The following is an 11713-nucleotide window of genomic DNA, read 5'->3' on the forward strand; positions in this document are numbered from 1 at the left end:
TTTTATCTTTAAAAATTAAGTTTTTTATGTCAAAATAGTTAAAATAAAACAAATAAAAATCCTATTTTTTAGGATCTATATTTGTTTTAAGAATTGATAAAAAGGCTTCTTGAGGAACTTCAATACTTCCTAATGATTTCATTCTTTTCTTTCCTTCTTTTTGTTTTTTAAGAAGCTTTTGACGACGTGTTGGATCCCCACCATATAATTTAGCTGTAACATCTTTTCTATATGCTTTTATTGTTTCACGTGCAATTATTTTTCCACCAATTGTTGCTTGAACTGGAACTTCAAAGTTTTGACGCGGTATAGCTTCTTTAAGTTTTTCGCATAATTCTCTAGCAGCTGGATAAGCTCTATCTTTGTGAGTTATTATACTAAAAGCATCAATTTTATCTGAGTTAAGCAATATGTCAACTTTTACCAAATCACTTTGCTTATAGCCAATTAAGTTGTATTCAAAAGAAGCATAACCTTTAGTTGTTGATTTTAATCTATCGAAAAAATCAAATATTGTTTCTGCTAGAGGCATTTCATAAATTATTCTACTTCTCTTAGAATCTACAAATTCGAGATTAATATAAATCCCTCTTTTTGATTGACATAATTCCATAACATTCCCTATATATTCATTAGGAACAAAGATGCTTGCTTCAATGTAAGGTTCTTCAATATAATCAATATAGGTTTTATCAGGAAGCAAAGTAGGATTTGAAACTAGTTCAATTTCGCCGTTAGTCTTATAAACTTTATATTCAACACTAGGACTTGTTGCGATAATTGCAACATTATATTCACGATCAAGTCTTTCTTGTAAAATTTCCATGTGCAGCATTCCTAAGAATCCAACTCTAAAACCAAATCCTAAAGCCTTCGAAGTTTCTTGTTCCCAAGTAATTGATGAATCACTAAGAGAAATTTTTTCAAGACTTTCTTTAAGTTCCATATAGTCTCTTGTATCAACTGGATAAAACCCTGTATAAACAACAGGTTTCATTTTTTTGTAACCGGGAAGTGATTGATCGGTTGGATTATCAACAAGTGTAATTGTATCTCCTACACTAACTAATTTTGCATCCCGAATGGCTGCTGAAACTCATCCTACTTCACCTGCACTTAGCTGCTCCTTTTTAGTTTCTTGAGGATTTCTAACCCCTAAATCAATAACATGATATTCTTCATTATTTGACATAAATTTAAATCTATCTCCAGGTTTTAAAACACCTTCAAAGATTCTCACAAGCATAACTACACCACGATATGGATCAAAATAACTATCAAAAATTAAAGCTTTAAGCGGCTTAGAATCGTCAGCATTTCGAGGACTTGGAACATATTTTACAATAGCTTCTAGAACATTTTCAATTCCAAATCCTGTTTTAGCAGAGACTAATACAGCATTTTCAGTAGATATTCCAATAACATTTTCTATTTCTTGTTTTACCAATTCAACGTCTGCACTAGGCAAATCAATTTTATTAATTATAGGAATAATTTCTAAATCATTTTCAAGAGCTAAATAAACATTGGCTAAAGTTTGAGCTTCTATCCCTTGTGTTGCATCAACCAATAATAAAGCTCCTTCACTTGCCGCTAAAGAACGTGATACTTCATAAGTAAAATCGACATGACCAGGTGTATCAATTAAATGAAAAATATAGTCCTTATATTTAAGTTGGACAGCATTTAATTTAATTGTTATTCCACGTTCTTTTTCTAAATCCATAGTATCTAGAAATTGTTCTTTTAAATCTCTTTTAGCAACAGTTCCTGTAAATTCAAGTATTCTATCAGCTAATGTACTTTTACCATGATCAATATGTGCTATGATTGAGAAATTCTTAATTTTTGATTTATTCATAAGTATTTAAATTATACAAATTGTTTAAAATTTACATTAAAAATATTTTAAACATTTTTTTAAATAAATATATAATAAAGAAAAAATCAATAAGGAGTTTATCATGACAAGAGCAAAAAGAAAAAAAATTATGTTACTTTCAGGACTGGCAGCTATTACTATAACTGTTCCTCAAGTAATTTCATTACCAATTTATTTTACAAAATTAAATAACGATACAGTTAATATCGATGTTTCTTTTAGATCTCCAAATAGTAGCATTATTAATAATGCTTTAGGGATTGATAATTCTAAAGCGTCTAATGCTGACAATAACCTTGAAATAATAAAACCTACAGACCCAGTTATTCCCGTTGTTCCACCAAAAGAAGAAATTAAACCGGCTCCACCGGTAGAGGAACCAATCGTTACAACTCCAATAACTCCCGAAGTTCCTGTAGTACCTGAAAAACCAGAATCACCATTAACCCCTGGTGTAGATAAAACAAATTCACAAGGTGAAGGTTCTTCGATTGTTTCTGTTGATACTGTTGTAAAAATTAATTTACCAGGCGGGGAAAGTATGAACGTACCTGTTAAAGTTAAACATAAATTAGCGGATCCAAGACATAAATTCGGTGAAGAAGATAATGATATTATAAATAGAGTTCCTTATATAAATAATGATGCACCAGAAATTGTTGAAATCGAAGTAACTGACGAAATCAAAAAAGCCGTTTCTAAACCTGTTAGAGATCACTTAAAATATATGCTTGTTGAAAGAGGACTTGATAGTTGAAGAAATTACAGTGGAAAACCATTAAGTGATATAGATTGAGACAAAATTGAACTTTCAGATAATGCACTAGCGATGTTAGCTAAAGGTATGGTTATAGATTATACTAACGCTAAAATTGATGAAAATGGTAAGCTTGACAGTTTTTCATATAGCCCATTAAATGATGGATATAATGGTGTTACCGGAAGAATGACCAGAGATAATAAAAATAGAAGATTATTTGGATACAATTCTTGATATGTAAGAAGTCCTAAAGATATTGAAGAAGGTAATTTCACAGGTTGAAATAAAGAAGATGTTAAAGCCGATTGAAAAGTATTTGGCTTAGAAGATGACGATGGAATTCAAGTTTATAAATATACAAATCCAGATCCTGATCCTTCTTATCAAAAGGGAAATAATGCAATTAAAGTTATACTTGATGCAGAAAATGTTAAAGGATATGGTAAGTTCTTAAGTTTCTTAGAAAAATACCAAAAAGCAGGTAAAACAATTCACTCATTTGTAATTAGAAATATGGGTTCTGAAAAAACTGGTTCAAGTCAAAAATTTAAAGAAATTTTGAGTAAATTACCTAATAAAATTCCTCAACTTGAACTTTGATTTGAATCAAATAATACAAGTTCATTAATTGCTCTAAGAGGTAAAGAAATTGACGAACTTGCTTTCTATACAAAAGGAAATTCACTTGTTGATGAGTGGGTATTAAATCCTTGAGCAATTGATAAAGCAGCTTATATTCAAACTGTTGATTACAACGTTTCTTTTGACTATGGTCCAAGTGTAAAACCAGCAACAAGAATTACATTTAACACTTTAGGGTTTGACCCTGAAAACTATAAACCTGGTGATGCCGATCCATTCCATGACATGAACAAAGGATTAAGAATGGCATACTTAGTACGTAATAATGAACCTATTTTCCAAGGTGGATTTGGTCCTGGTCTAAACCCGGATAATCATGAGGCAGGAAACAGTTACCCATCAGGTCTTGATTTATCAAGAATATCATCTTTAAAGAGTTTAAAAGGTCTTGATTTTCTTGGTAGAAAACTAAGAAGACTAGTGTTATATAGTGATACGCCTGCATTTAAAATGCCTATTGAAGAAATGGAAGTTTCAAAATTCTTTACAGTAATGCACCTTGACGAACCAGAAGATCCAAACGAAAAAAGATTAAAATTTAATGGAGCAGTTGTAACTAAATTACACCTAACTGGAACCAAAGGATTAAGTTCAACAGGAATGCAAAATCTTGAAACCTTCTATAGAGAAATTGGTAAAAAAATATTTAACAAACCAGGTGGAAAAATTATTGTTGATAAAGGAAACACCACACTTTACAACCAATTAAAAACTGCTGGTTACCCAGTTGATTATGCAAACCCAGATGATGATTTAATATTCAACTAATAATCAAAAAAGATTTAGAAACTTATTCTAAATCTTTTTAATTACTTTTTCTTTTGGCTAATTTCTTTTTTAAGTTCGTAATCGCTTCTATATAAATAATCATCAATCGCATATGCAATTCCTGCTTGATGTACATCGGGTGCGTGATATTTTGCTTTAGATTTTGTATTTTTATCTGAATTATCCATAGCATATGAATAACCCGATAAATCAAACATTCCTATATCATTTGCACTATCACCTATCGACATAACATCTTCAAGTTTAATATCAAAGATATTATCACAAAGTCATTTCATACCTGTACCTTTATCTACACCATGTTTAACAATCTCGATATGAGAACCCATATACATAATATTTAAGACTTTATCTAGACCTTCTTTAAGTAACTCTTCATAAGCTTTTTTTACCTCATCAAAAGTTCCATAAAACTCTATTTTATGGATATCTTCATTAATTTTACCGTCTAAAATTCATTCATTATATTCACAAAAATTACTTAAGAAGTCATACATCTCTTTAGAGTGATTATGCATATAATACTGATTAATTCCAAAATAATAAAGTGCAAAAGAATGCTTGTTTGCAACATCAAAAACTCTTTGTGCTATTTTTTTATCAATATATTCAATATGTAAATACTCTTTGGTTAAATTATCATAAATAACCGCTCCTGAGGCACAGACTATATATCTACTATGTAATTCATCAGCTAGTTTTTGAATTTTTTTAAAAGGTGCATTACCTGTATTAATTACAAAAGGAATGTTTTTTACCTTAAGTTCTGAAATTTTACTTTTTACTTCTGGAAGTAATTTTTTGTCCGGGAATCCATAAATCGTTCCGTCAACATCACTAAATATTGCTCATTTTTTCATTTCATTATTTTATCAAAAAAAACATCTCATTTTTAAAAATTGATGTTATACAAATAACATGATGAAATTAACTAAGAACAAAAACATTATTATTCTTTCATTAAAAAAAATGATTGTTGTTTTTAGTTAATTTATTTTGTAAATAGAATTTTAAAAACAATGGTTCAATTGATCTATTGTTTTTTTAATTTTTCATCGTTGAAAGGAGATAATATATGTCTAACGAATTAACTTATGAACAAAACGAAACATTATTAAATCAATTATATAATTTGGGTTTAGAACAAACTGAAAGCGAAGAATATGAAGCAAAATGAATAACAATAATATGTAAAATAACAACTGAAAAATGTAGCAAATAGAAGCAAATATGAAAACAAATATAACAACAAATGGTAAATATTCAAATGATATTTTGTCAGAATCATTGAAAAAATTATCTAAATTTTTAATTGATATATCAGAAGATGTTGACTTAACAAGTATCGACAATTTAGATGTTCAATTTAATTCTCAAGGTTGAAAGATTCATGTCTATGCAAATACTTTTACATGTGATCAAATATTACAAATAACAATTCCTACATTAAGAAAATATCAATTATCATATAAATTTATTAACGATAAAAATGTATTAAATGATTATAGAAACAAGAATGCTGATATATCTTTTTCTGGTAAATTTTTAACAATTTATATTAATAAAAATGAACCGTTATTCAAGAATATTATTGAGGAACTTTATATCGGTTTAAAAAGTTTTGATAGTTTCAAAATAATAGGTGATAAGAACTATAAAAATTCCATAATCAACTATAGATATGGAAGTTATATAAAAGAAAAAAATATTATTTGAATATAAATGGTCAAAAAATAAGTGATGAAAGAAAAATATATTTAGATCCTAAAAGTGGTTTAAAAGATCCTCTATTAAATACCAAAAATAATGTAAAAAAGAAATTATTGTAAATGATTTTCATATATTAAATTGTTTACAAATGACTAATTTTGGTGGCGTATATAAAGCTAAAAATATTAATAATAATGAACTTTATATACTTAAAGAATTTAGATACAATAACTCTAAAGAAATCAAACATTTAAATGAAAAATATTTTAAAGAAAATGAAATAAAATTCTCAAATAAAAGCCAAAAACTTTTGAAATTAATAATTCAAAATTCTTTGTTTACGAATTTATAGATGGTGAAAATCTATATGAGTTAGGTAATCGAATAGGTATTTATACTAAATTAGATATAAAGAAGATTAAATTAATTATTAAACAACTTGTTAAAACAATGATTGAGTATCATGACAAAGATATTATAATGAATGACGTGAAATTAGATAATTTTGTACTTTCTAAAAACAAGATTTTTTGCATAGATAGAGAACATTGTTATTTAACATCCGATAAAAGAAGACTTTCAATTCAAAAAGTATATATAAATATCTTTGGTTGCTCAGTTCTTATGGATAAAAAATGAGAAGATAAATCTAAACTTGCAGAATTGATATTAAACTTATGTGGAATAAGAAGTGAGCCGTTTTATTTAAATTATGATCATGACAAATTTATAGAATATATTCAATAATTTCGTATTACCATAAAATACCAATTGCAATTATCAAATTATTTAAGGATTTAACAATTGAGAACATCGATTTAAAACTTATTAAATTGAAAAATTATGACTTTGAAAGAATTCAAAAAAATAAATTCTTTTTCAATAAAAAAGTTGATAAAATAGTAAAAAAAATAATCTTAAAACACAATATGTAAATAATGTAATGAAGAAACTTGCAAATTCATTACACCAATTTCCTTTTTGATCTATTAAAACAAGTTTTAATTATGGAGTTAGTGGTGTTATATATACTCTTTTAAAGTACAAAGAATTAATAGATAATAATTTTGGATATTTCCATAGTCTTTTTAATGTCCATACCAATTTATTATATGTATAATAATAAAAAGTGATATACACAAGATAATTATGAAGTTGATAATGGTTTTTTTGAAGGTTTTGTAGGCATAATTTTTACATTGAATAAATTAAAAAATAAGAAAGGTAAATATGAAAAATAATGATGAAATACATAGAGTTATTTACGATACTTCTTTTAAAAACACTTTAAAAAATATTTTTCATAATCCTATTTTGGGATTCTTAACAATATTTTTAAAGTTATTTGTAGTTGTATTAATTCTTGTTGAAACATACTTTTTAAATCCATTAATTGAAAATATTATTAACAAAAATAATGATGAAATTATAAAATATTTAATCATTTTGTCGGCAATTTTTGCTGCAAATGTTGTTTGTTCAATATCAGCAAAATTTTTAAGTTTAAAACTTGAACTAACATTAAAGAATCATTTGCAATTTAAGTTAGCAGAAAAACTTAGTTTAAATAATTTAGAATCTTGAAATTCAATAAGCAACGAAACTAAAATATCGGTATATAGCAATATAATAAATAACATAGTCATTGAATACCATTTAAAAATTATTGATTTCATTAAATCAATTGCAATACTGATTGGTGCAATATTAACTCTTGGAATTATTCTACCAATTGGGTTAACTTATGTTATACCAATCGCTTTAATTGCTATTGGACTTCAGTTTTTAGCAATACCATTAATGAATAAAATAGGTGAATTAAGCAATAATGGAAATAATAAATTTTATAATTCAACATTGAAATCTAGAGAAAATTTCTTACTTCTAAAAAGAAATGGTTTTGAAACAACATACAAAAACATTTTCAAAAAAGAGCAAGAAGAAATTCAAAAAATCAACAAAAAAGAATCGAAACTTATTTCACTTGTAATATTTTTTGCAGTTGGAACAGCAAATGTTGGTTTATCAATTTCTGTTGGGTTAACCTTTATGCTGGTTGTATACTTTTCATATGCACAAATAGCTGTTATTATGTCTTTAATCTCATTGATGTTTATGATATTTCAAAATGTTATAGGTTTTTTAGAAATGCTTGGTTCAATCATAATGTCTAAAAGTTCTTTTGATGAAATTAATACGAAATTGAAATACAAAAATATAAATTATGATAATAATTTAATGTTTAATAAGGAAATAAAAATTGTTAACGAATCATTGGATGAGAAGCCATATATTACTATAAACAAAGGAAATAAGGTTCTTGTTACTGGTGATAATGGAAGTGGTAAATCAACATTGGCTAAATTTTTAAGTGGAAACCTAAAAATTGATAATATAATCATTAAAATAGATAATGAATCAATTGTAAATAATGATTATTATTCATTAATCAACAATTCTTATTTAGTTTCTAACGTTCATTATTTTGAAAAAGAAACCATTTTAGAAAACTTAATTTTTGCTTCTGAAAAGAAAAGTAGTAGCATAAAAAAAGCTTATGAACTTGTTGATTTATTCAATCTTTCTCATCTTAATTTAAGTAGCAAATATGAAGAATATATCAATTTATTATCAGAGGGGGAAAAGCAAAGAATTCAAATAATAAGAGCTCTTCTAAGCAATAAAGAGGTAATTATACTTGATGAATCATTGTCAAATATTGACAAATTAAATAGACAAATAGTTTTAGATTATGTTCTAAATACAGATAGGACAATAATCATCATATCACACGGTTTAAATCCAAACAGTCTTTTAGACAAAGTTGTTGATGTTAAAAAAATACACTTGTTAGATAATTTAAAAAATAAGGAGGTAGCAAATGAAGCAATTTAAATCACTTTATGATTTGAAAACTAAATTTGTTCTTTTTTTATCGTTCTTATTAGCATGTTTAATTACAACGATAAGATCGTTAAGCTCATTCATAACTTTCTTTATATTAAATACACTAATCAATAAAACAACCATTATTGGTTTATCATCAGATTTTGAACTTATAATGTGAATTTTAATTTATGTATCTTTTTTAATAATAGATGCCCTGTCAGTTGTTTTACTTAATTTCATAATAAGAATATTTATAGTTAAATTTACATACAAATTCCAAATGCTGTCTTATGATAAATACTACAGTTCTAATATAGCTACATTAAAAACAATCGATAATAACTCAGTTTTAAACTCAATTTCAAATGATTATAGTCAATACATAAATAATTATTTAACATTTGTCTTAAATGTTATACCTAGCATAATAGCACTAGTTTGTGTTATTGCTTTAATGGCTTATATAAATTGAGTAATTCTTTTAGCATATCTTGCATTATCCTTATTTATAATGATTTATAATATTTTTTCAAAGTTATATGCTAATAAATTAGATATTGAAAAATCAATTGTTAATGAAAAATATCTAAGTGATTTAAATTTTAAAATAAATAACTTTGATTTATATTTAAATAGTGGTTTTAGACTACCTTTTATAAGTTCAATAGCAGAAATTTTTGGATACAGAAATAGAGTTTATAAAAATATTGAGATAAAAAAATATGCTCTAGATATTCCTATAACAATTATAAATATCTCGAGTTTATTGATTATCTTTGGTGTGTCTTTTACACTTCAACAATACGGATTAATAACAATTCCAGCAATAATAATTGCAATCAATAATTTCTCAAGTTTCCATAATAATTTTGATAGTATAACATCAATAGTATCAGTTAAAAACAGTTTGAATTTATTTAGAAAAAAGATTGATGATTTTTACTTAACTTTTGAAAATAATAAGGATGTTATTTATAAGAGTAATTTAGAAGTTATTTCATTTGAAAAAGTATATTTAAATATCGATAATAAAAACATATTGAATGATATTAATCTTACTATAGAAAAGGGTGATAAGTTATTAATCAAAGGAAAAAGCGGGTGCGGTAAAAGCACGTTAATTACACTTTTATTTAACGAAATCGAAACTACATCCGGATCAATAAAATACAACAATAAAACTATTCAAAAAAATATTAATTTATCTAGCCAAATTGCATATGCTAATAACAATAATTTTATAGTTTCTGGAAGCTTAAGAGATAATATATTTTTAGGTAGAAATCCAGATGAAACTACTTACAACGATCTTGTTGAAAAATTAGAAATAAACTATATAAAAGATGAAACTTATGATATTAGCACTCTTAATCTATCAGAAGGTCAAAAACAAAAAATTGTTATAGCTAGAACATTGGCACAAGACAAAAACTTTTATGTTTTTGATGAGGCCATTTCAAACCTTGATGCCAAATCAAAAGAGTTGTTAAATAAATATTTTTTACAAACAAATAAAACAATAATCTTCATATCTCACATATCACTAAATGACAAATTATTTAACAAAATTTATTCTTTTGACGTTTCCGAAAATAAATGAATACTTGAATAATATTAAAAAATATGGACAAGCCATATTTTTAATTTTCGCTTTTTATTTGAGCTAAAATAGCATCAATTTTTGAACCATATTCACTAACTGTGTCTTGATGAAAATGGATTTGAGGAACTTTTCTTCAATTCAACGATTTAGCTAAAAGCGTTCTTATATATCCAGCACTATTATTTAGAGCTTCAAGACCTTTTTCTTTATGAGATGTAAAATTTACATAAACTTTACAATGTGATAAGTCAGCACTTAACTTTACATCCATTAAAACTGGATCAATAACATTCACGTTTTTTATATCATTACTTATGATGCTCGCAAGTAATTGTTGGATTTGACTTTCTTTACGATTTAAATTTATGTTATTCATTATATCTCCCTTGATTCTTTGAGTGTTTGTTGTAATTCCTTAATGTTTGTTTTAATAATTTTAACCATATTTAATAAATATTTTAATAATTGGTCTATATTTTTAATTTCTTCACTTATAGATTCTATTATTATTAATGTTTTTTTAATCCTTCTTTTTTCATTTTGGTTTTTAATTAACTCAATACCTTCAGGATCTTCTGATTTTAGAGTTCTTATCGAACTTTTGATAACTTCTGATCGTTCTAAAAGTAATGTATTAAATTTTTCAAAACTCATATTTCCATCGTGATAATTATTCGAAATGTATTCTGCACAAGTTTGAATGTCGCGTAGTTCATGCTCATAATGATGTATCTTGTTTTCAGTGTTTCTAATTTTTGTTAGAAGTTCATTGGCTTGTTCTAAATTTTGTTCAACATATCACATTTTTAGCACATCATCTTTGTTATATAATTTTAGTTGTTGAGTTATTTTTGTAATTATTGATTGACTTAATGGGGTTGGCTCAAAATCGATTTTTTGATAATATGAAAGCAGTAAAGCTCCAGTAAAAGAAGCCTTAAATCCTGATTTCTTAGATTTAAGTATGGTTTTGAAGTATTTATTTTTTAATTCAATTTCATCATATATTGGAAAATATTTATTTTCAAATTTTGCATCTTTTGCTACAAAATCAAGAGCAAAATTATTAAGCGAAATTTGAGGATATGTGGGCATATCATACAAAATCTTTGTTATATAAGTTTCAAGTGCAGGATTCCATCCTATAAATTTAACAGTATCATTATTTATTTCAATATTAGTATTTAGAAGTTTATTAATGTCATATGTTAAAGAATTCTTAAGAATTTGATATACATTAAAACCATTTACATGTTTTAATTTTAAAACTCTTGTTATAGTTTTAAATTCTTTATCAACAAAAGAACCTATTGTATAACAATAGGGAAAGTGAACTTTATTTTTTTTGATCTTTAAAAACTTAATTAATTTATTATCAATTGCTTCAAAGTCTATAAATATTTTACTTTTTTGCATAAAAGAATTTTACCCCATATCT

12 protein-coding genes are annotated in these 11713 nt (G+C 25.7%); 8 read left to right on the top strand and 4 right to left on the bottom strand.

What is annotated here, in order from left to right:
• Positions 1-61: 61 nt before the first annotated feature.
• A complete protein-coding gene (lepA, locus tag MCRO_RS02565) occupies positions 62-1861 on the bottom strand; it encodes a translation elongation factor 4 (protein ID WP_041594066.1) in 1800 nt (599 codons plus the stop codon).
• Between the two features lie 103 nt (positions 1862-1964).
• On the opposite strand from lepA, the gene MCRO_RS02570 reads away from it, so the two are divergent.
• On the top strand, positions 1965-4052 hold the full coding sequence (locus MCRO_RS02570; protein WP_013054354.1) for a putative immunoglobulin-blocking virulence protein: 2088 nt from the start codon (positions 1965-1967) through the stop codon (positions 4050-4052).
• 41 nt (positions 4053-4093) lie between these two features.
• On the opposite strand, the gene MCRO_RS02575 is transcribed toward MCRO_RS02570, so the two are convergent.
• Positions 4094-4933 (bottom strand): Cof-type HAD-IIB family hydrolase, encoded by an 840-nt coding sequence (locus MCRO_RS02575; RefSeq protein ID WP_013054513.1) that lies wholly within the window; start codon positions 4931-4933, stop codon positions 4094-4096.
• 215 nt (positions 4934-5148) lie between these two features.
• Between MCRO_RS02575 and MCRO_RS04140 the strand changes: the two genes are divergently transcribed.
• The 7 genes from MCRO_RS04140 (at position 5149) to MCRO_RS02600 (ending at position 10284) form a co-directional block, all read left to right on the top strand.
• Positions 5149-5295: a hypothetical protein gene (locus tag MCRO_RS04140; RefSeq protein WP_013054487.1), complete on the top strand. Its 147-nt coding sequence runs from the start codon at positions 5149-5151 to the stop codon at positions 5293-5295.
• 8 nt (positions 5296-5303) lie between these two features.
• Positions 5304-5795 carry a class III lanthionine synthetase LanKC N-terminal domain-containing protein gene (locus MCRO_RS02580; protein WP_041594067.1) on the top strand — a complete coding sequence of 164 codons (492 nt, stop codon included), beginning with the start codon at positions 5304-5306 and terminating at the stop codon, positions 5793-5795.
• Positions 5796-5931: 136 nt separating this feature from the next.
• Positions 5932-6135, top strand: coding sequence for a hypothetical protein (locus MCRO_RS02585; RefSeq protein WP_013054777.1), 204 nt, complete (start codon positions 5932-5934; stop codon positions 6133-6135).
• A gap of 98 nt (positions 6136-6233) precedes the next feature.
• A complete protein-coding gene (locus MCRO_RS02590; RefSeq protein WP_041594068.1) occupies positions 6234-6530 on the top strand; it encodes a hypothetical protein in 297 nt (98 codons plus the stop codon).
• Between the two features lie 365 nt (positions 6531-6895).
• Positions 6896-7024 (top strand): hypothetical protein, encoded by a 129-nt coding sequence (locus tag MCRO_RS04235; RefSeq protein ID WP_274376986.1) that lies wholly within the window; start codon positions 6896-6898, stop codon positions 7022-7024.
• Complete coding sequence (locus tag MCRO_RS02595) at positions 7014-8678, top strand: ATP-binding cassette domain-containing protein (protein WP_013054233.1); 1665 nt, start codon at positions 7014-7016, stop codon at positions 8676-8678. Before MCRO_RS04235 ends, MCRO_RS02595 begins: the two co-directional genes overlap by 11 nt.
• On the top strand, positions 8665-10284 hold the full coding sequence (locus MCRO_RS02600) for an ATP-binding cassette domain-containing protein (protein ID WP_013054431.1): 1620 nt from the start codon (positions 8665-8667) through the stop codon (positions 10282-10284). The genes MCRO_RS02595 and MCRO_RS02600 overlap by 14 nt, the downstream gene beginning before the upstream one ends.
• Before the next feature lie 28 nt (positions 10285-10312).
• Here the strand turns inward: MCRO_RS02600 and rbfA are convergent, their stop codons facing one another.
• Entirely contained in the window at positions 10313-10651 is a 339-nt protein-coding gene (rbfA, locus tag MCRO_RS02605; RefSeq protein WP_013054311.1) for a 30S ribosome-binding factor RbfA, read from the bottom strand.
• Positions 10651-11691 (bottom strand): hypothetical protein, encoded by a 1041-nt coding sequence (locus tag MCRO_RS02610; RefSeq protein ID WP_041594069.1) that lies wholly within the window; start codon positions 11689-11691, stop codon positions 10651-10653. Before MCRO_RS02610 ends, rbfA begins: the two co-directional genes overlap by 1 nt.
• Positions 11692-11713 lie beyond the last annotated feature (22 nt).

This window comes from Mycoplasma crocodyli MP145 (assembly GCF_000025845.1).
Taxonomy (GTDB): domain Bacteria; phylum Bacillota_I; class Bacilli_A; order Mycoplasmatales; family Metamycoplasmataceae; genus Mycoplasmopsis; species Mycoplasmopsis crocodyli.